The sequence below is a fragment of the Kaistella gelatinilytica genome, from assembly GCF_015679325.1.
Classification (GTDB): Bacteria; Bacteroidota; Bacteroidia; order Flavobacteriales; family Weeksellaceae; genus Kaistella; species Kaistella gelatinilytica.
In genome coordinates this window covers 440,943-462,453 of sequence record NZ_JADPVI010000001.1, presented here as the reverse complement: position 1 = coordinate 462,453, position 21,511 = coordinate 440,943, and the positions used below count along the sequence as shown (strand labels likewise).

The following is a 21,511-nucleotide window of genomic DNA, read 5'->3' as shown; positions in this document are numbered from 1 at the left end:
TATCAAACAAATATATTCTTAGTAATAATCATTTCAATATTGAAAATTTTTTAGATATTTTACTATTTCTCCACCACCATTTTATTCCGCGGCAACCCAATCTCATGTTCCTGCGGATAAGGATTTCTCGTCGTCATACTCACATCTTCATTAATTTTTTTGTGAACTTCATAACTTTTTTCTTGATCTTCCGCGTAACGCGGATCTGGAATAAACGGCATTTTCGCCATCTTGAAAATCGTAATCGTCGGGAAATGAAAATCAACTTCTACCATTCCCAATAACAAATAACAACCGCCTCCCTGAAAAGGATACTTCTGCAAATTATCCGGAAAATGCGCCGTATCGAAAAAGTTTCCTTCCGCATCGATCCAGGTTCCGAAAAACATCGTTCCCTTTTTAGTTGGAACGTGCTTTCTGGAAATTAAATAAGCCAACATTCTCACCTGTCGTTTATGATGTTGCGGTAAATGTCTCGCCATAATAATTCCCCTGTAATTCGTTTGCAACAAATCAAAAGGACTGCAGGAAACCGAAAATCCGAGGATTTCTATTTCGTCGAAAGCATCCTCAAATCGGTTTCTGTTCAATACTGGAAGTTGATATTCCTGAACCGGAGTTTCAAAGAAAGTCGGCAACCGATATTCCGGTTTGAAGTGGATCATTAATAATCTCGCTTCAATCAACAACTCATTTTTAGGTTTTCCCGTAAATCGAAAAGCACCTACAAAAATTAAAGTTTGTAAAGTTTCAATTCCCACTGGAACGCGTTTAATAAAATTTTCCAAAGAAACATAATCTCCATTTTTTCTTCTTTCTTCCGGAATAAAATTGGCAATTCTGCTTTCTAGTTTTTCAATATGCATAAAACCTAAAAAAACATCTTCCCCATAAACCGTGGTTTCAAACAAACTCTTGTTCACACACGGATTATGAATTTTTCCACCGCCCATTCTGCATTCATGAACATAAACTTCCGTCCGGTAAAATCCACCACCATTGTTGATGGCCGAAACCATAAACTCGATCGGATAATAAACCTTTAAATACAAACTTTGATAACTTTCTACGGCATAAGAAGCCGAATGTGCCTTGCAAAAAGAGTAACCCGCAAAAGATTCGATCTGTCGATACACTTCCTTCGATAATTGTTCCGGATGCCCTTGTTCCGCACAGGATTTAAAGAAATTATCGCGAACTTCCTGTAGCTTTTGAATCGACCGACTTTTTCCACTCATCGCTCGTCGCAAAACATCGCCATCATCTGCAGAAACACCGCCAAAATGTAAAGCGATTTTAATTACATCTTCCTGATAAACCATAATTCCATAGGTTTCGCCGAGTTGCTCTTTAAAAACATCATGGAAATATTCAAACTTAGTAGGATTGTTATGTCGGAAAATATATTCCTTCATCATGCCACTTTTCGCCACACCGGGACGAATAATAGAGGAAGCAGCGACTAAAGTTTTATAATCTTCACATTTCAAACGCCGTAGCAATCCACGCATCGCAGGACTTTCGATATAAAAACACCCAATTGTTTTTCCGATGCTTAAATAATTGTTGCAGTTTTTATCATTTTTAAAAACTGTTGTATTGTGAATATCAATGGTAACTCCTTGATTTATTTTCACGAGTTCCAAAGTATCTTTAATCGTTCCCAATCCACGCTGGGAAAGAATATCAAACTTTTCGAAGCCAATATCTTCTGCGACATTCATGTCAAATTGAACAATCGGGAAACCTTTCGGCGGCATTTCCAAAGCGGTATAATTCGTAATCGGTTCCTGGGAAATGATGATTCCACAGGAATGCATGCTGCGTTGATTCGGGAATTTCTCCAGCAACATTCCGTATTTTTGGACGAGTTTCACGACTTTATTATCATCGTGCGTTGCCATGGGATTTTTCGCCAGAACATCGAGTTCTTCTTTGGGTAAACCAAATGCTTTCCCAACTTCCCGAAAGATGGAGCGATACTTAAATTCGACATTTGTTCCACAAAATGCGACATGCTCTCTTCCGTAGCGTTCAAAAATATAAGTTAAAATCTCATCGCGTTCACGCCAACTCCAGTCAATATCAAAATCAGGTGGATTGTTTCGGTTTTTATTAAGGAAACGTTCAAAATAAAGATTGAGTTCAATGGGACAAATTTCTGTAATTCCGAGCAAATAACTTACGATACTATTGGCGCCACTTCCCCGTCCGACATGCAGAAAACCACGACTGATGCTGTATTTTACAATATCTAAAGTAATCAAAAAATAGCCCGAAAAGTTCAGATCGGTAATTACTTTCAGTTCTTTTTCAATACGATCGATGACCTCTTTTGATTTTTCCGGATATCTTTTTTCTAAGCCATCGTAGGCGAATTTCCTTAAAAGAGCATCGTCATTTTTTTTATTTCGCGTAAAATGGATTTTATTTTTAGGCGTTTTAAAATCAAAATTGAAAGAACATTCGTCCAAAATATATTGGGTATTTTCAATGATTTTCGGGTGATTTTTAAACTGTTCTGCGATTATTTCTACGGGCTGAAAAACTTCATTTGGATAACAACAATCAGTTTCTGAAAGTTTCGAAATCAATGTATTTTGATCAATCGCACGTAAAATTTTATGAAGATTGAAATCCTTTTTCGTTTTAAATGTGATCGGATGCAACACGACCATTTTGTCTAAAAACTTTTTCCATTCAGGTCGAATTAAAACATTCAATTCTTCTGCCCGAACGCCGATAAATTCGTTTTCCTTTAACTCCTCCGGAATATTTTGAAGCGGATAAATGACAAATACTTTTTGAAAATTGGGAGAAACTTGTGGAAGTTCTGCGCCGTCGCAATTATGATTCGTAAGCAAACGGTTGATCTCTGCAATTCCGGTTTCATCTTTTGCAATGGTAATATAAAGGAGTTGATTTTCTTTCCGAATTTCTACTCCAACAATTGGTTTGATGTCGAATTTTTCACATTCTTTTTTAAAGTCATAAATCGCGGTTACGGTATTGATATCAGTCAAAACCAATTCTTTTGCACCAGAATCGAAGGCTTGCTTCACCAGTTCTTCAACTGATAAAGTGCCGTAACGAAGGCTGTGGAAAGTGTGAGAATTGAGGAACACGACTATTAATTATGAATTTTAGATTTTTAATTTTTAACGCAACACCTTTGACTTAGTAAGAGAAATTCTGATGCACTTTTTTTGATTTTTTAAATGACTAAAAAATAAAACTTTTGCGACTTTGCGGTTGAAAATATTTCGGAATTCCAGACACCGAGAAATGAAGAGAATTTTAATCCTTTTTAAATTCGATAAAAGAAATGTAAACACATAAGTCACATTAGAGATTTATATCTTTCACTGTTGAGAGCACACATTAGTTTCAAAAATCAAAGATTTTCACCTGATTTGTTCTATTTTTTACATGATTATTCTCTAATCTTATGTGCCTTATGTGTTTGAATAAGTTTCAAACAAATTCTAAGGTTTTCTAAAGGAATTTTTACTCGAGTTTTTTTTGAAGAACTTAAAAACAATAAAAATTTTGTGGTTAAAAATATTCTTGAACATAGAGACGGAAAGGGTTTAAGCAATATTAAGATTTAAAAAAATATGTCATTTCAATAATTTATTGGGAAACTTAAAACCTATTCCTAAAGGAAATTCTTGTATTAATCGAAGTTGAGGCATTCCACCACCGTGAAATTCGGAATTAGGATATTCTTCAACCCATTTTTCAAAATTATCTGCTATGTAATATATATTCCAGCCGTTTTCATCTGTCCCAACTTTTTGTAAACTTCTCTTCTTTTTAATAAGACTTTCACCTTTTAAAATTTTTTTAGTCATTTTTTAGTTTGAGATTTTTACTGTTTATCAATTTTAAGATTTGGGATGAAGGAGTTTTTTTTAATACTTTCAATCTTATAATATGAATATATTTAATTATACTATTTTCCCACACTAATATTCAAATTTGGCAGTTCTACCTGTAATTTTACTTTGGCCTTTAAAGCAGTGAAAACTTTCAATAAAGTGTCTATTGTTGCATTACTGGCGTTACTTTCTAATCGGGATATTTGAGCTTTTTGTACTCCTACTAATTTCCCTAATTCTTCTTGGGTCAAATTTCTTTCAATTCTGGTTTCCTTTATTGCCTTACCAATTAAATCCATTTGAAGTTCATATTCAAATAGGTCACGTTCAGTGGTTCCGATTTCTCCTATCAATTGATCTTGAACTTGATTTAAAGTATATGTTTTCATTTTTTCTTATTTTTTAATTGTTGATCTGCAAAATATTTAACTCTTGCATTAGTTGCTTTTTGAACTTCATTATCAGGAACTTTACTTCTCTTCTTTATAAATCCATGGGTTGAAATAACCAGTGTTTGTGTGGGAGAAGTTTTATCCCAAAATGCAAGAAGCCGGTATTGAAGACCTTGATAAAGCGTTCTAAATTCCCAAATTTCATCTGTCAATTTTTTAAAAAGTTCCGGATCATGACTGATTTGAGACTTACGAATATTGTAAAGAATTTTTTCATAATGCTTTTTTTCAAGTCCACTTAAAAACTGAAATACTTCCTCTAAAAAGATAATTTCAAAAAGATTTTTCATTAGATATTCGGTTAATTCAAAGGTAAACAAAGTTTCGCTATAATGAAACCTGCCAGATTTATTTTATTTATGTTTATCGAATATGACATTATTTTGTACATTTCAACAAACCAACTCAAATCCCGAAGCTCGTCCTAGAGCATTTTTACCGAAGCGGTTTTTCATGCGATCCATAGCTTGATAGAGATTCATGAGTTCTTCGCTGTCTTCAAATAAATTCATTTGATAGGTTCCGTGAACCAGATTCGTAAACCGTAATCCAATCAATCGCAGTCGCATTCGCCGCGTGTAAAGTCTTTCAAATAAATCCAGCGCGACTCTGGCTAAAGTGTGATCGATCGATGTATAAGAAATTTTACACTGTTTGGTTTCGGTATCGAAATTGGCATAGCGAATTTTTAAAACTACGGTGGAAGTCAGCCATTTTTCTTGTCGAAGTTGATAAGCTAAAGATTCGGCCATGGCAGAAATTAATCTCTTTAATTCGAAAATATCCATGGTATCATTTGTAAAAGTATGTTCGCTGGAGAGTGATTTTCTTTCGGAATACGGGACAACTGGTGTGAGATCAATTCCGTTAGCTTTTTTCCAGAGTTCGCCCCCATTTTTACCGATCATTTGCTGCAAAACAAGAACTGGCATTTCTGATAAAGTCTGAATGGTTCGAATTCCGACGCGGGAAAGCAATTGGAAAGTGACGTCTCCCACCATCGGGATTTTGCGCACCGATAAAGGATTTAGGAAAGGTTTTATATTTTGAGCCGGAATATCTAATCTTCCGACAGGTTTCGATTCTCCAGTCCCGATTTTGGAAACTGTCTTGTTCGTGGACAAAGCAAAACTGATGGGCAAACCTGTATTTTTCGTGACAGAATCTGCAATTTCTTTGGTCCATTGATAACACCCAAAAAATTGATCCATTCCAGAGAGATCCATATAAAATTCATCGATGCTGGCTTTTTCTAAAACCGGGACTTTTTCCTGAATAATTTCGGTGACTTCTTTGGAGAATTTTGAATATCTTTCGTAGTCTCCACGAATAACTTTAGCTTCCGGACATAACCTTAAAGCCATCTTAATTGGCATTGCAGAACGTACGCCAAAATAGCGCGCTTCGTAGGAGCAAGACGCGACTACTCCACGATCGCCACCTCCGATGATGACGGGAATTCCGTTCAGTTTTGGTTCCTGTAACCTTTCGCAAGACACAAAAAAAGTGTCCAGATCCATATGTGCAATTGCTCTTTCCATGTGGACAAAATTAGTACGATTTATATCAAATTTTTGTATCTTTGTTGGTATAATTTATAGCAATGTCAATTTTAGCAGAAAACATGCGGTATCTGAGAGCTCAGCAAAAATACTCGCAACAGAAAATCGCCGACGACCTTATCATTACGCGCGGACGGTACGCAAAATATGAAGATGGCGCGACAGAACCGCCTATTGAACTTCTCATTCGGATCTCTAAATATTACCGCGTGAGTATTGATTTACTGGTGGGAATGGATGTTCGAAAATACTCTTTGGAAAAGATGATGCAGTTGCCGGATAACCGCGTTATTCTTCCGATCATGGTAGATGAAAAAGGGGAAAACAAAATAGAAATTATTCCGGAAAAAGCTCAAATGGGTTATCTTCAAGGTTACAGTGATCCGGAATATATTGAAAAGTTGCAAACCATTTCTCTTCCTTTTTTGAGGAACGGAAAATTCCGGGCTTTTCCCGCAACAGGAGATTCGATGCCGCCTTTTAAAAATGGAACGTATATCGTAGGGAAATATGTGGAAAATGTGAATGATCTGAAAAACAACAAAACCTATATTTTTATCACTCAAAATGAAGGTGTTGTTTACAAAAGATTTGAAAAGAAAACGTCGAGAAATATCACGGTGAGTTCAGATAATCCGCTGTATAAACCTTATGATATTAAACTTTCTGACCTGGTAGAGATTTGGGAATATGCGTGCAGTATTAACACGGCCGAATTTGAAACGGAAACTTTGGATATGATGACGGTGAAGGAGATGTTTTTGAGTTTGAAGAAGGAGATTGATTTGATTAAAAGAAAATAACTTTTAGGATTTTTCAACATTAAGATGATTAAGGGATGAAGGAAGATTAAGATTTTCCAGGGAAAATTAAGGTGGGTGGAAATTCTTTCTCTTATCCTTTTGTCTTGAAACAAAAAAACCGAAAATTCAAGGCTTGGAAACTCAGGCTAAATAATAATCTAATTCTAAAATCCCCAAAACTCGTCTCGTCTCTTGGACGAGACTTCGAAAATGGAAATTTTTTAACATTTCTGATGCCAATTTAAATGTATAAAAAACCTCTCAAATCCAAAATGATTTGAGAGGTATAAATTGCAGTAAAGTGTAATTTTCAGTCTTGATTAATAATACTTTTCAAATATTATTTTGTGATGATCAGCTTTTGGGAAGATCGATCTTCTTTATTTGAAGCGGAGATGATATAAACTCCTGGCTGTAACAATCCGAGATTTATTGATTTACTTTTTCCGCTTTCAAGGTTAACTTTTAAATTCTTAATTCGTTGACCCACATAATTGGTTAAGGTCAAATCATAGTTCCCACTTTTCATTGATTTAACATATACATTTCCATCAGATTTTGCAGGATTTGGATAGATTGAAAGAGATTTACTATTTGTATTTTCTGTGGTTGCTAAAGTAGCAGTTTCCAAAATATTATAAATCTGATTTTTTGCGGGATTCGTAATTACTTGCTGAATTCCTGATGGCCAGAAAATTTCAATTTTATCAATCACCGTTGCAGTTCCAAGACCAAAAGTTTGAACGAGCGTACTGCCGGTATATTCACCTGAAGCAGAAGAAACCTGTCTTGTTTGAACTTTGCCATTGGCATAACAAACAACTCGGGCACCAATCCCAGAACGGTTAGATTGTACGCCTTGCAAACGCAAACTGATCCAATTATTGGTACCGCCATTATTTTTATACAATCCGTGAACGATCGTTGTAGAATAAGAAGGGGTGAAAATATCGGGATAACCATCATTATTATAATCTGAAATAGTAGAACAATAATCCCGAATTGGTGTAGTAGTAGCATCATCTGCAGCTTGATTCGTAAAAGTACCATCACCATTATTAAGATATAATTTATTCAGCCGTTTTGCGGTACTTCCGTTATTTGAAACGGTAAGATCAAGAAAACCATCATTATTCATATCAAGCCAGGCGGATCCGAAACCTGCTCCACCATCAATTGAAGGAGCTGCATTCGCTACTTCAAAATTTCCGCCACCTAAATTTTTGTAGAGAAAATTGTGTTTGATATCGGCGAAATCATTTACCGTCATAAAAAGATCCATCAAACCATCGTTATTGTAATCTCCCCACGAACTTCCCTGAGAAGCCGACAAATCATTTGCGATGAGAGAAGTGGTATTTTTTGTGAACGTTCCGTCGCCATTGTTGTGATACAGACAGTTATTCTGTCCCGGCAAAGAATTATTAAAATAGTTCACCACATACATATCCTGAAAACCATCATTGTCATAATCTACCCAAGATGCGCTGTAGGTATTAAAGTCATCGGTAACAATTGCACCTGTCGTAATTTTAGTAAAAGTACCATCTCCATTATTATGATAAAGGCGATTTGGCTGCTCAAAATTTGCAACATATAAATCTAAAAAACCATCATTATCATAATCTGCCCAAGCTGCGCCCAATGACCAATCCTGATCTGTTACAATATCACCCGTCAAAATTCTCGTGAAAACGCCGTTTCCATCATTACGGTATAAAAAATTGACAGATTGCGCAGCGCCACTGTTTCCGCTGTTACAAATGTAAAGATCTATATTTCCGTCATTATTATAATCTCCCCAAGTGCACGCAATTGACGGTCCAACTGTGCTGTGAATAACGTTGTCTGTCTTTGCAGTAAAAGTTCCGTCTCCATTATTTACAAATAAAGTACTAGTGGCGCCATCAATAGTTCCAACAATTAAAACATCATCAAATCCATCATTATTGTAATCTGCAAATGAAGCACTATATGTTTTTATCGGTGTTTCTACCAGCGTTCCCGTATTTACTTTCGTAAAATACTGAGCACTTAAAGAAGAAGCAGATACAAAACTGATCATCATCCCACACAACAGAGCGGTGCGACTTTTCTGAAACTTAAATAAGGAGTTTTTTTTCATAATATTTTTTTTTAATTTGGTGATAAAATAGAGGAGATCATTAAGTGTAATTTAGTAGATCTTTACTGGCGAAGTTAATTTATTTGGTTGCTCTGCGTAAGCGTATTTTTACGTGATTTTAAAGTTTCTGCTTTTCCATTTATTTTAATTTGGAAGGAAAATAAAAACCGCCATTCATTACAGCGCAATAAGCTTCTTTAAGTTCTAAAAGACTTGGCGGTTTTGGAAGTAGACCTTTTATGCCTGCATTTTTAGCTTCTTGAACATATTTATTTTCATTAAACATGGTAAGAAGAATAATACGCAGTGTTGGTTTTTTGGAGAGCGCGATTGTTGCAGTTTCAATTCCACTCCGTTGTGATAATCTGCTGTCCATCAAAACAAGATCTGGGGAAAGAAGATTCAGATCGTCAATAAATTTAAAGCTGCTATCGATTTCGGTAATTTCAATTTCTTCCGGAATTTCCTGCAACATTAAACGCAAGCTCCGCCGGAAACTAACATGATGGTCCACAATTACTATTTTTGTCATTCAACTCATTTTATAAAGGATGAAATTAGGGTAAAAAGTGGATGTGAGACAGCGTAAAAATACCTGATGTGAAGAGCAAGTTTATCAAATATCTGTTGAAAAAAACTTAAAAAAAGCTGTAGGAATTTCTTTTATACGATCGCCAATTTATTTCTAATGGCATAAATTACGAGATCAACAACATTTCTCGTCGCAGTTTTAGCGATAAGATTAGCACGATGTCCTTCTACTGTTCGTTTACTTATAAATAATTTATCAGCAATTTCCTGTGTAGATAGACCATTGACAATATATTGTAAAACATCAAGTTCCCGCTCGGTAAGACGCTCATTTAAATCCTCCAGAAAAATGCCTGAAGATTGTGCAGGATCGAACTCTGCAAATTCGGCGAGTAATTGCGGTGAAAAATAGGTTTTACCGATTTTCAAGGTATTTATTGCAAACTCCAACTCCGCTTTACCAATACTTTTTAAGATAAATCCACTCGCTCCAGCTTCAGCCATAAGCCGAAGATATTTCAAGTCGCTAAACATGGTGAGTGCCATAATTTTCAAATCAGGATATTTTTCTATTGCTTCTTTTGTTGCGTCGACTCCATTCATCACCGGCATTTTAATATCAATTAAAACAAGATCTGGAGTTAGGTTGGTCAAAAGTTCCAAAAACTCCTGCCCATTCGTCGCTTCTCCGATGACTTTAAACTGACTGCATTCGTTGATCATTAAACGAAGTCCCTTCAAAAAAATCGGATGGTCATCTACCAAAATTATTTTAATAATGTCTGTCATGCTTTTAAAAAGTTTGCATTGTATTGTTCGTGTTCTTCAACGAGTGATAAGGTTATATTTGTTCTAAAATATTCTCCGGGCACTGATTTAAAAGTACAGTTTCCGTTAATGGATTTTACGCGTGAAGTGATATTTGATAAGCCCAAACCTTTCGAAGGTGATGAAAGTATTTTTTGAATATCGCACCCAATTCCATTGTCAGAATAGGTAATTTTCACTTCTTTTTGCGTTTTTAAAAGTGCAATATCTATTTTAGTTGCGGAAGCGTGTTTCAGGGAATTAGTGAGTAATTCTGAAATAATTCTGTAGAGAGCGACTTCCGTTTGCTTGGGTAACTCGGGAAAGTTCTCATCAATTTTGAGAGCCACAGAAATGGTATTCATTTTATTGATCTTCTCCACATTTACACTCAATGCTTCGATAAGTCCAAAATCGTTCAATAAATTTGGCGTGAGATTATTTGCAATTTCACGGGTACTTTTTATGGATTCTAGTAGGAGATCATCTGTCATTTTTATAAATTCCTTTTGTTCAGTAGGCTTCTCCATTCGAGCAGCAATTAATTCTAAATAAATCTTCGCCGTAGATAATAAAGGTCCTAAACCATCATGCAGATCTTCTGAAAAACGCTGTCTTTCGCGCTCTTCGGTTTCAATGGTATTTCGCAAAATTCGCTGTTCCATTTGCTTTCTGTCGGTGATATTTCTTACCACAACAATTAATCCTGTAGATTTTCCGTCAGAATCACTAATGATCGCAGTTCTTAGCTCGCCCGAAAAAGTGCTTCCATCTTTTCGCTGTAAAAGTATATCAGTATCTCTGTTGCTTTTTTCGGAACTTTTCGACGTGAGATTTTCGATTACTCTTAATTGATCCGTTTTCACAATCCATTCGTTGATATGGGTTCCGATAATCAAACTTTCATCTGAAATTCTGAAAAGTTTTTTGCTTTGCTGACTTGCGAAAACAATTAAGCCCTCTTCATTTATTTTGAAAACAGCGTCCGGTGAAGCGCTAATTAATTTTCTGTATAACTCTTCACTTTCAATTAAAGCGAGTTCAGCGAGTTTTCGTTCGGTGACATCCTGAATATTTCCCTGAACTAAAATTATTTTGCCTGAATTGTCTTTCGTTAATTCCGCGTAAACGCTAATATATTTTTCTATTGTATTATTTGCTACTATTCTAAAATCGAAAACAAAATGGGAATCCAACTCACTAAATTTTTTTCGGAGAATTTCAATGAGTTTAGGACGGTCTTCTACATGAACAGTACGCAAAATAGTAACCCAATTCATCTCCGTGTTTTTTCGCCCCAGAATAATAGGCAGTTCATCGGACCAGCTCAATTGATCATTCACCAAATCCCAATCCCAGCTTCCAGATTTTCCGATACGTTGCGCTTCGGTAAGTTTCGATTGGTTTAAGAGCAGATCATGCGTTCTCTCATTAACTAAAATTTCCAGTTTGGAACTGAGTTTTTTCTTCACCCTGAATCGGAAAAAGAGAATAACTACCGCGACCAAAACAAGAATAGAAAGATAAATAAACGTGTTCTTTAAACTTCGCTCTTTGGTAATCTGTAGTTTCTGCAAGGCATTTTCCTTTTCCTTTCGCTCCGTTTCATACTTCACCTGCATTTCTGCAATGGAGTTCGTATTTTGGGTAGTGAAAATAGCGTCTTTGGTTGATTCATATTTATTGAAATAATTATCAAACTCAGCATGATTTCCTACCGCATTGTTGTATTTTGTCATCGACCGATAACTAAAAAGCAAAACATCTTGATTTTGTAAAGTTTCAGCAACACGTAAACCTTCACTAAAATATTCAAATGCCTTCTGATAATTTTTCATCAACAAATAGGTTTCACCAATAGAATTGGAGACATAAGAGATTTCCCAATTCCGCCCCATTTCTTTATTAATGTTCAGGGCTTTTTGATCGTACTTCAAGGACTTTTCATACGCTTCGTTTTTACGGTACAAAAGGGCCAAATTGTTATAAGAACTGCTTAGTGTAGGAGAATCGTGCTGCTTTTCAAGTATTGCGATTGATTGATTTAAAATAACATAAGCAGTGTCTATTCGATTGTTAGAAACGTACAAACTTCCCATGTTATTCAAAATGGAAGCTTCCCTTTTTTGGTCGCCTAACTTGCGTGCAAGTACTAAAGATCGTTTGTAAAATTTAAGAGCTTCCGAAACATTATTTAGATTAAAGTAAACATTCCCAATACTGTTTAAGGTATGAGCAATTTTATCAGAATCTGCCATTTTTTCCCTTATGCTTAAAGACTGGTATAAATAATCTAAAGATTTTTTGAAGTCATTTGCATAGAAATATGCGATCCCCAAATTTTGAAGCGCATCTCCTTTTTCTTTCTCCAACTTCAATTTATTTGCCAGTTCCAAAGCTTTTGTTGCATAATGCATGCTGCTGTCGGGAGACACTTTTCTGTAAGAAATACTTAAGGAATTAAAAATTGAAAATTTTTGCAGATCATCAATCGAATTTCGATTGAGTTCTTTTTTTAAACTGTCGATCACATTTCTAGAAGCTAGCGGTTTTGCTAACGAAAAATTGGTGAACACTAAAAAAAGCATCACTACCAAATTACTAAATTTCAACTTTATTAGAGATAAAAAACGTTTTATAAGTTCTTCCACAATGAATATTGATCTTTCAATATTACAGAAAAAACATTCAAAGCTCAAATTTTAACATAAAATTTGTTTTGAACCTCTGCGGAAAATGATTAAATAATGTTGTTTATTTTGGTTTATAAAGATGATCAGACATGTTCTTTCCGAAAGTACTCTGATTTTTCTTCCTGATTTTTTGTGGCCGCATCAATAGAATGGGAAGCATGTAAATCTGCATCTTCCTCCGCTTCGTCCGATAATTTTTCGTAGTATTTATGAATCCGATCCAGTTCTTCTTCGGTTAAATTTTCGATATTTACAATCCTGTTGCTCGTGGTTTTATTGGCGGCAATTAATTCGTTCAATTTTATTTGGATGGCCTTAGAATCTTTATTCTGCGCTTTTTGAATTAAGAAAACCATCAGAAAAGTGATAATGGTCGTTCCCGTATTAATGATCAATTGCCAGGTTTCTGAATACTGAAAAACAGGACCTGTTGCAGCCCAGATAATGACAATCGCCAAAGCTCCCAAAAATGCAGATGAACTCCCAGTGAAAGTGGTTGCAGCATTAGCAAATTTCTCGAAAAAATTTTTTGTGGCCATGATTTAAGATTTTTATTTCCGAAAGAAAAAATTATGCCTAAACCGGTGAGATTTTATAAAATATTCTTGATAGTTTATGGTTTTTATCGGTTTGATCCTGAATAAGTTAAACCTAAAGACATTAACAATTAAAAAAGCAATCTACGATGCGTAAATTGCTTTAATGATTGATAAAGTCTGTTGACTTTCTGTTGAAAATTTAAGCGCGAACCTTTCCGTTTCGCATGTTGTTTAATTTATCCTTTTCCTTCAGAATCTGTTTATTGCTGAGCAGATTGATGCCGCCGATCAACGATTTTATCCCGGTGTAAAAAGATTTTGGGAGTTTGGCTGTTTTATTATTTGTAGTTAATTTCATAATACTAATTTAAAGGTTAAAAATTATTGTTTGCGTCCTGAAACTTCTTTCTAAATTGATTAGGACTTTCCTGAGTTATTTTTTTGAAATATTTTCCGAAATGAGATTTGTCTGAAAAACCCAGTTCGAAAGAAATTTCGGTTACTGATAAATGCGTGTTCAGAAGAAGTCTTTCCGCTTCTAAAATGACTCTATTCTGAATATAATTTTCTGCAGAGAGATCTAATTTTTCTTTGATCAAAGCATTCAAATAGTTGGCTGAGATCGTTAGTTTTTGTGAATAGTCCGAGGTTCTTTTCAATTCTTTAAAATGAATCTCCACCAGATTTCTGAAATCTTCGATGTACAAACTTTTTCGATTCGTCTTGAAGTCGATATATTCGGTATGATCGGTCTTTCTGATGTATTTCAGCATCGAAGCCTTTAATAAAAGACAGATTATTTCTTTGCTTAAAATAGTGGGCGACAGAAATTCTTTCTTCATATCTGCAACTCCTGTTTTAAAATTGGCCAGGTCATTCTTTGAAAATTCCATTAATGGCGGCAAGTTCAAAAAAGCAGTATCATTTTTTATCTTTCGGTTTCCGGTGTAAATTAAATTGTAAAAAGACCGCGTAAAAAGCACGGCTTCTCCTTTAAAATCTTCAACTTCCGAAAAGCGAAAAACCTGATTATAATTGACGAAGAAAACATTGCCTTTCTTCAATTCATACCTTTCATGATCGATCATCAAATTTCCCGAACCGCTTTCTACAATTAATAAAGTGTAAAATTTAGTCTTGATGGAATTCTGTGCAGAAAAAACAGAGATAAGATCAGAAGCCATTAATATCACAAATTCTCCATCAAAGGAAAAAGGACGTTTCAAAGAATCGATCGTAATTGCATTGATAACAGTAGGCATAAGTAGTCTGTTTTAATATTTTATCAAAGGTAAAACAAACCATTTTAATGAAAATAAATTAAACTGAATAAGCAATCTCTACTTTAATTTAAACAAAGATATTCGTCGTTTCCAATTCCAAAAGGAACCATTTCATTTTCTACTTTCTTATCGACGTAATCTGAATTCATTGCGCGTAAAACTGCCATATAATTCATACTAAAATCAATGGTGTCACCAACTTCCAGATTTTCTACATTTTCCCCCAAGTCTAAGATCAGCATGTCAGAACTTGCGCCAATGATTTCAATTCCTGGCAGTAATGCTGCAATATCTTTATGATCAATATCCAGCAAACCAACATCAACGATTGCCCGAAGCGAGGATTTCCCTTTCTTTTCTTTCGAAAAAACAGGAACTTCACCTACCAAATTGGTACTTGCAATTCCAGAAGGGATCGTTGGCTTTTCCTGCATCTCAATAATTTCAGCAGTCAAGGTGAAAACGTCGTGGTACATTCCTGCAATCAAAGAATCGGTATAAACATTTGTTCCAAAAAATAAAGTTTCTCCCACCCGAAAATGATTGATCCCAAGCGGAATTTCATTCTTAAAGATCAAAGGGATCGTCACTGAAGAACCACCAGAAATGTAAGGAATTTTCTCCCCAGAATTTTCTTCGATGATCTCTTTGAAACGTTTAAGTTTGGAAAGTTTTCTCTCATCGGGTAAAATCCCGTTCAAACATTTTAAATTCGTGCCTAATCCTACGACTTCGATATTGGGTAGAGCAATCACTTCATCATAAAATGACATGAGATTTCGCACCATAATTCCTTCCCGAAGTTCTCCCATTTCAACCATCAAAACAACTCTGTGAATTTTATTTTGTAAAACAGCTTCGTTAGAAAGCAATTCCAAAGTTCCTAATTCAGTATTGAAACTTACATCTGCAAATTTCACAATACTTGTTGCCAAGCGTTTTGCAGGTGGTTTTATATAAATCGTCTGCGTTTCTGGAGATAGTTTTTTAATCGTTTTTAAATTGCTTAACCTCGAATCACAAATTTCTTTATCAGACAGGTTCAGCAATACTTTCAGAAATTTCTCATTGCCACAAAGTAATTTCGCTACGATCGCCCACTCGATTTTATTTTCTGCGAAGATCTGATCGAGGAGTTTGAAATTATGCCGAAGTTTTGTAGCGTGTAAAGTAATATATGACATCTTATTTTTTTAATCTCATCTCGAGATATTTGCTGGTAAAACCCAGTTTTTCGTATAAAAATCGGGCAGGATTATCGGGTTCACAATGTAAAGCCATGTCGCTTTCTGAGACTTCAATCGCTTTCTGCATCAATTGTTTGCCAACTCCTTTTCCGCGCATATTTTTATCGGTCGCGATATAAACTAAAATATTTTCCGGTATATATCCGTCCATTCCAGTTTTATTAATGATAACGGCGCCGACAATTTTCTGGGTTTCTGAATCGACGGCGGAAAGTACATTTCCACCCGGTTTGTTTTCTTTCCCAAAAGCATAATCCAAAGATTTTTCAATATCGCTTTTAGGATCGCCGTATTGCTCTAAGTTTTCAAAGAGAAAATCGATGATCTCTTTTTTGATTTCTTCTGGCGCTTTATTTTGCTCTGAATAAGTATTTATAGTAATCATTTTTCTTTATTTTATCCCGGAATTGGCATTGTTACATCATAGTTTGCGATGCGTTCCATATTGCTGTTTATTTTCTTTAATTTCGACTTTACGATCAATAAAGGAACATCACTTTTGTTGATCATTTTCTTGAAGAAATTATCTGACATGAATGATTTCCAGGACTCTTCATCCTGATCTGCCAAAATAATGATGTCACTTTGTTTGTCTTTCGCTGCTTTGCAGATCATTCCGGCATTATCGTTCGACACCTGAAATTCTGAAAGATAATCTGCTGATTTTAAAAGCAAATTTTTCTTCATTTCCATATAAGCTTTTCTCACGTCGACGAGTTTGTTTGGTTTCCCAACTCCCAGAAGATTAATTCCGCCCTCATTTTTACTGGCTAATAAAACAGATAGATCAGCTTTGTGATGCAATTGATGTTTGACCCGAACTGGAAAAAGAATTTTTTTGAAAGATGTCTTTTTGAAATTTTCAGGTATTAGCAGCACCGAACAGTTCGCATGTAAAAGAACATTGTAGGAATTGGATCCTAAAATAAACTGCTTCATTTTTTGATTTCCGGAAGTTCCCATTACCACAAGATCAACTTCATCCGTCAATACCAGTTCATTGATCGTATCGACCATATTCTGAGTACTGATCTTGGTTTCGATATTTAGATCGTATTTCTCCAGCAATCGAAGACGCAATTTTTCAAGCTTTATTTTTCCGTCATCCATATTTTCCTGAACCGTTTGCGAGCCAATCACTTCCTTCCCACCGCGATCAATCAAATAATAGGTATAAACGATATGAGCGACAATCAGTTTTGCCTGATGCCTAAGTGCCATTTTTGCTGCAACTTTCAGTGCATTTTTTGATTTATCGGAGAAGTCGAGTGGTACTAAAATAGTTTTAATTTCGGTTTTCATCTTCATTCAATTTTCTGGTTCATCTAATTCGAACTGCAAAATTACACCTCTCAACTCCAAAAAGATGTCAATAAAAAGTTGAATAGTGGTATGAATTACTTATTAGCGAAATCCGTTTGCGACAATGCGTGATGATTTGATGATGTCTGGATAGTGGTTGTTGATGATCTGAAAATTCTTTATTAAAAATAAAGGGATAAAGTTCACAAAAGTGTGGGATAAAAAATTTCGTTCGATAATTGAAATTTTACTTTCAGAATTTAAAATAGGAAATCAGTAAATGCTTAAACATGCAAAATGTTCATCATCTTTTCAACTTGGTTTTCAACTTTCTAAATAGGCATGAACCTTCCTAATATTGAAACAAATTTCTTTAAATATAGTTTTTGTGAAATAATTAAGGTGCTAAATCTCAATGGGTTCAATTGCTATTTAAAAATATACTACAATTAAATAATAGCGATTTATTAAATTTCATCGCCTAAAAATTAATAACTTAGATGTTCTTTAAAAACATAACATTATGAAAAGCAACAGACTAAAATCGCTCTTATCCTTCTTTGGATTATTGGGAATGATTGGTGTTATCATTACTTTAACAACCAATTCTACAAAAATTCACCATCCCGTAAATGAAATGAATACGGACTGGAAGAATCTCAAAGTTTTGCCACAGAACATCACGAAAGACAGCCTGATGTTTGTAATGCACACTTTTAACGCCTCTTTAGGTGTCGACTGTTCGCATTGTCACGCCGCACAGAAAGACAATCCCGAAAAGCTGGACTTTGCGTCAGATGCGAAGATGAACAAAGAAATTGCGCGTGGAATGCTGGTCATGACCAATGACATCAATTCCAAATATTTTCTGCCCCATGTTCCCGATCCGAAACCCAAACAGATAACCTCCGTTTATTGCATCACGTGTCACCGCGGAAATTCTAATCCGGAAGCTTATCTACAGGGCGTGAGTAAAATGATCCCGATTTTGATGCCGCTGAAAAAAAATGAAATGAAAATGAAATAATCTAAAACTCAGAAATCTCTCCAAACCTTGATCGATAAAACTTTCAAGGTTTTTTTGTGGATGATTTTCAAGATTTTCTTTTTTAATGGAGATCAAAATTCTGATTGAAAAGTCTTTTGAAGTTATAGCTTCCGAAATTTAAAAAAGGTTTAATGAGTAAACCCAGGAATTTATCCTATTTTTAAAGGACAAAATTTCTAAAGATGAGCTTTCCCAAATGGTCCCGAATTTATTATAACAAAATGGTGGAAAGCATCGCGTTCTACCCTGCTTTGATCGCAGTTGGCTTTCTTTTTTTATCTTGGGTGATGTTGGTTTTAGATTTCTCACCTTTTGGAAAAGAATTAAAATCGAATCTAAGTTGGCTGAGTTTAAAAGATGCGGGAACAGCGAGAACTATTATTTCTACGGTTGCAGGCGCGATCATTTCTCTCACCGTTTTCAGTTTTTCGATGGTGATGATCGTGCTGAATCAGGCGGCTTCACAAATGAGCAACCGCGTTTTGAACAGCATGATCGAGAACCGGTTTCAGCAGGTTATTTTAGGAATTTATATCGGAACAATTGTCTATGCTTTATTTTTATTGAGTACAATCAGAGATATTTCAAGTGGAATTTATGTTCCCGCACTCAGCATATATCTGCTTATTTTATTGACGGTGATTGACATTTTTCTCTTCATTTATTTTCTGGATTATGTTACTCAAACAGTAAAATACGAAACGGTGATCGACAGGGTAAGAAAACAAACTTTTCTTACGATGAAAAAAGATTTTGAACCCATCAAAAAAGAGATAAAAACCTGGGAAAATTTGCCCTTCGTAGAAATTAAAGCAGATCGATCCGGATATTTCCAGGGTTTTAATGAAAAGAGGATCCTGCATTATTGCGATAAAAACGATTTATATGTTTCTTTTTATTTTCAGCAGGGCACTTTTATTTTAGAAAACTCGCCATGTATGCGCGTGTATGGAAAGGGTGAAATTTCAGAAGATCAAGTGAAAAATATTTCAGAGTGCGCAGATTTCTTCAGTGGACAACCTATCGATCGAAGTGCAGATTACGGCTTCAATCAGCTCGCAGAAATTGCCCTCAAAGGTTTAAGTCCCGGAATTAATGATCCGGCGACTGCGGTGCTCAGTCTTCACGCGTTGTTTTCTTTGCTACAATATAAAATGACGCATGAACTTCCAGAACTCCTATTCGACGACCAAAAAACAGCTCGCATCTACCGTCCAAGTTCAACTTTTCTGCAAAGTTTTGAAAAATGTATCATTCCAATCTGGAATTACGGAAAAGAAGATCAATACATTCAAAATGAATTATTGGGAATGATCAAACAGCTGAAACAGTTGGATGCTGAGCAAAAGTTTGAAAAATTATTTGAAGAATGGATCGAAAAGATCCAGCTGGAAAAAGCTAAGATGTTAAATTCATAAAGGCTTGAATTTCTACTTTCCAATTCTAAAGGAAGCCATCATTAATGGTTATATTTGCAAAAATTTTCCAATTTAATATCTCATCATTTATGTCCTTATCTCTTTTTAATCCATTCACGGATCTTATTTTCGACGACCAATTCTGTTTTCTCACCGGCAATCTGACCACCGAAAAAATGTCTGTATTTCCCGTTTGGCTTTTAGATCATTTTAAATTTGGAACAGACCGAATTGAAATGATGGATAAATCGAAATCGTACACTTACGCTGATCTACAGCTACCCTGTTCGCCACGCGTGAAAAAAGCTTTTGAGGAGTTAGAAAAAAAAATTCAGGAAGCCTACCAACAAGGATTTGAAGGCATGAAAGCACTCGATGAGCAATTACTTTTTCTTTGGAGCGGAAGAATGGTTTACGGAATGCTGTACTACGAAATGAGGTATGAAAGTGAACGAAATCTGAGATTAAGACAAATTTTTGATTTATCAGAAACATTGCGGGAACGTTTCGGAAATTTTCATTTAATGATGCAATCTATTGTTGAACCTATTTCTTTTGTCGGAAAAAAACCATGGAGCATTGCAGTATTTCCGCTTAAATATTCAGAAGATATCATCAGTTATCGCGATGATACGGTGAATTTACTGTTTCAGTTTGGCGTTCAGGGTTTCGGATTTATTGCGTGTTTACAAGACAATGGTATCATAGGCGAGAAACAAAAAGAAATTCTGGAGAAAATGGAAGGTCACATTTTACATCCGGTTCAATTTGAAGAATTATTCGCAAGATTCCACTATTCCGATTATATTTTACAGTACAAACCGGAATTTAAAATCGAAAATACGGATGAAGGAATTACGATTGAAGCAATTCCTGTTTTGCCTAATGAAAACCGCCCTGTTTTCGGATTTTGGGACGAAGATATATTTGCGCAGTTGATGACGAATTACTGGTCAGTCTATGGCATTCAAAGAGAAGATATTCTTAAATTTCAAAAGCCACCACTGAGTTTTTTGGAGAAACCGTATACGAAAGATTTTATTGATTCAGAATCTATCGATTTACCTTTTTAATGCTTTCATATTAAAATATCAGCAAACTGTAAAAATTAATCGTAGATTATTTTTAAAGTTATTAGACTTCAGTAATTTTAATTGATCCAATTTTTTTGAAGTAAAAGAAAAATGATCACAAAAAAAGCCCTAAACATATTGTTTAGGGCTTTGCTTTCGCGGAGAACTAGGGATTCGAACCCCAGGACCTGTTACAGTCAACAGTTTTCAAGACTGCCGCAATCGACCACTCTGCCAGTTCTCCAATGAAATAGATTTCTCTTTTTCAGTGGTGCAAATATAAAGACCTTTTATACATTGACCAAATTATTTTTGCAAAAAAGTTTTAAAACCTTCATTATCAAAGGAAAAATTAATTTTTAGCAACTTGTAAACCCAAGTAAACAGCTAATAAACCTACAACTATACTTAAAAAAATGTAAATTAATAAGATCGAATAGTTGCCATTTTGCCATAAAGAATAATTTTCCGCGGAGAACGTGGAGAATGTTGTAAATCCACCACAAAAGCCTGTTATTAAAAGAAATTTGAGGTAATTATCTACTTTGATAAAATAGGAAGTCAGAACTCCGATCAAAAAACATCCAATCAAATTCACTACAAAAGTCCCCATTGGAAACGTATTAATGTTCCAAAGCTTTTGAGTATAATTAGAAATTAGGAAACGCAAAACGCTTCCTAATCCGCCACCGATAAATATATAGATTAAGTTTTTCACTTTCGCTTAAGACAAATTTAATTTATTGG

20 protein-coding genes and 1 tRNA gene are annotated in these 21,511 nt (G+C 35.1%); 4 read left to right on the top strand and 17 right to left on the bottom strand.

What is annotated here, in order from left to right; translation table 11 throughout:
- Positions 1 to 62 precede the first annotated feature (62 nt).
- The 5 genes from IV494_RS02005 to dinB form a co-directional block, all read right to left on the bottom strand.
- The gene (locus tag IV494_RS02005; RefSeq protein WP_196078498.1) at positions 63 to 3,125 is read right to left on the bottom strand and encodes a DNA polymerase III subunit alpha; all 3,063 of its coding nucleotides are present in this window, start codon (positions 3,123 to 3,125) and stop codon (positions 63 to 65) included.
- 495 nt (positions 3,126 to 3,620) lie between these two features.
- Positions 3,621 to 3,854 (bottom strand): Imm27 family immunity protein, encoded by a 234-nt coding sequence (locus tag IV494_RS02000; protein ID WP_196078497.1) that lies wholly within the window; start codon positions 3,852 to 3,854, stop codon positions 3,621 to 3,623.
- Positions 3,855 to 3,955: 101 nt separating this feature from the next.
- Positions 3,956 to 4,270 carry a helix-turn-helix domain-containing protein gene (locus IV494_RS01995; RefSeq protein WP_196078496.1) on the bottom strand — a complete coding sequence of 105 codons (315 nt, stop codon included), beginning with the start codon at positions 4,268 to 4,270 and terminating at the stop codon, positions 3,956 to 3,958.
- On the bottom strand, positions 4,267 to 4,623 hold the full coding sequence (locus IV494_RS01990; RefSeq protein ID WP_196078495.1) for a type II toxin-antitoxin system RelE/ParE family toxin: 357 nt from the start codon (positions 4,621 to 4,623) through the stop codon (positions 4,267 to 4,269). The genes IV494_RS01995 and IV494_RS01990 overlap by 4 nt, the downstream gene beginning before the upstream one ends.
- 102 nt (positions 4,624 to 4,725) lie before the next feature.
- On the bottom strand, positions 4,726 to 5,874 hold the full coding sequence (dinB, locus tag IV494_RS01985; protein WP_196078494.1) for a DNA polymerase IV: 1,149 nt from the start codon (positions 5,872 to 5,874) through the stop codon (positions 4,726 to 4,728).
- 62 nt (positions 5,875 to 5,936) lie between these two features.
- On the opposite strand from dinB, the gene IV494_RS01980 reads away from it, so the two are divergent.
- Positions 5,937 to 6,698, top strand: a complete 762-nt coding sequence (locus tag IV494_RS01980) for an XRE family transcriptional regulator (RefSeq protein WP_196078493.1) — start codon at positions 5,937 to 5,939, stop codon at positions 6,696 to 6,698.
- A gap of 340 nt (positions 6,699 to 7,038) precedes the next feature.
- Here the strand turns inward: IV494_RS01980 and IV494_RS01975 are convergent, their stop codons facing one another.
- The 10 genes from IV494_RS01975 to IV494_RS01930 form a co-directional block, all read right to left on the bottom strand.
- Entirely contained in the window at positions 7,039 to 8,823 is a 1,785-nt protein-coding gene (locus tag IV494_RS01975) for an FG-GAP-like repeat-containing protein (RefSeq protein WP_196078492.1), read from the bottom strand.
- A gap of 139 nt (positions 8,824 to 8,962) precedes the next feature.
- The gene (locus IV494_RS01970) at positions 8,963 to 9,355 is read right to left on the bottom strand and encodes a response regulator (RefSeq protein WP_196078491.1); all 393 of its coding nucleotides are present in this window, start codon (positions 9,353 to 9,355) and stop codon (positions 8,963 to 8,965) included.
- 131 nt (positions 9,356 to 9,486) lie between these two features.
- Positions 9,487 to 10,143, bottom strand: a complete 657-nt coding sequence (locus IV494_RS01965; protein ID WP_196078490.1) for a response regulator — start codon at positions 10,141 to 10,143, stop codon at positions 9,487 to 9,489.
- A complete protein-coding gene (locus IV494_RS01960) occupies positions 10,140 to 12,749 on the bottom strand; it encodes a tetratricopeptide repeat protein (protein ID WP_196078489.1) in 2,610 nt (869 codons plus the stop codon). The genes IV494_RS01965 and IV494_RS01960 overlap by 4 nt, the downstream gene beginning before the upstream one ends.
- 188 nt (positions 12,750 to 12,937) lie before the next feature.
- The gene (locus IV494_RS01955; RefSeq protein WP_196078488.1) at positions 12,938 to 13,393 is read right to left on the bottom strand and encodes a low affinity iron permease family protein; all 456 of its coding nucleotides are present in this window, start codon (positions 13,391 to 13,393) and stop codon (positions 12,938 to 12,940) included.
- 199 nt (positions 13,394 to 13,592) lie between these two features.
- Positions 13,593 to 13,751: a hypothetical protein gene (locus tag IV494_RS01950; RefSeq protein ID WP_196078487.1), complete on the bottom strand. Its 159-nt coding sequence runs from the start codon at positions 13,749 to 13,751 to the stop codon at positions 13,593 to 13,595.
- 16 nt (positions 13,752 to 13,767) lie between these two features.
- Positions 13,768 to 14,655 (bottom strand): AraC family transcriptional regulator, encoded by an 888-nt coding sequence (locus IV494_RS01945; RefSeq protein WP_196078486.1) that lies wholly within the window; start codon positions 14,653 to 14,655, stop codon positions 13,768 to 13,770.
- Positions 14,656 to 14,738: 83 nt separating this feature from the next.
- Positions 14,739 to 15,860 (bottom strand): alanine racemase, encoded by a 1,122-nt coding sequence (locus IV494_RS01940; protein WP_196078485.1) that lies wholly within the window; start codon positions 15,858 to 15,860, stop codon positions 14,739 to 14,741.
- Position 15,861: 1 nt separating this feature from the next.
- Positions 15,862 to 16,308, bottom strand: a complete 447-nt coding sequence (locus IV494_RS01935) for a GNAT family N-acetyltransferase (protein ID WP_196078484.1) — start codon at positions 16,306 to 16,308, stop codon at positions 15,862 to 15,864.
- A gap of 11 nt (positions 16,309 to 16,319) precedes the next feature.
- The gene (locus IV494_RS01930) at positions 16,320 to 17,225 is read right to left on the bottom strand and encodes a universal stress protein (RefSeq protein WP_196078483.1); all 906 of its coding nucleotides are present in this window, start codon (positions 17,223 to 17,225) and stop codon (positions 16,320 to 16,322) included.
- A 523-nt stretch (positions 17,226 to 17,748) separates the two neighbouring features.
- Here IV494_RS01930 and IV494_RS01925 point away from each other — a divergent pair.
- From IV494_RS01925 to IV494_RS01915, 3 genes are all read left to right on the top strand, one after another.
- Entirely contained in the window at positions 17,749 to 18,252 is a 504-nt protein-coding gene (locus IV494_RS01925; RefSeq protein ID WP_230379811.1) for a c-type cytochrome, read from the top strand.
- 203 nt (positions 18,253 to 18,455) lie between these two features.
- Positions 18,456 to 19,691: a DUF2254 domain-containing protein gene (locus IV494_RS01920; protein WP_196078482.1), complete on the top strand. Its 1,236-nt coding sequence runs from the start codon at positions 18,456 to 18,458 to the stop codon at positions 19,689 to 19,691.
- Positions 19,692 to 19,780: 89 nt separating this feature from the next.
- Complete coding sequence (locus IV494_RS01915; RefSeq protein ID WP_196078481.1) at positions 19,781 to 20,764, top strand: hypothetical protein; 984 nt, start codon at positions 19,781 to 19,783, stop codon at positions 20,762 to 20,764.
- Between the two features lie 159 nt (positions 20,765 to 20,923).
- Here IV494_RS01915 and IV494_RS01910 read toward each other — a convergent pair.
- Both IV494_RS01910 and crcB read right to left on the bottom strand, forming a co-directional pair.
- Positions 20,924 to 21,008, bottom strand: a tRNA-Ser gene (locus IV494_RS01910).
- A 108-nt stretch (positions 21,009 to 21,116) separates the two neighbouring features.
- Complete coding sequence (crcB, locus tag IV494_RS01905; RefSeq protein WP_196078480.1) at positions 21,117 to 21,482, bottom strand: fluoride efflux transporter CrcB; 366 nt, start codon at positions 21,480 to 21,482, stop codon at positions 21,117 to 21,119.
- Between the last annotated feature and the right edge of the window lie 29 nt (positions 21,483 to 21,511).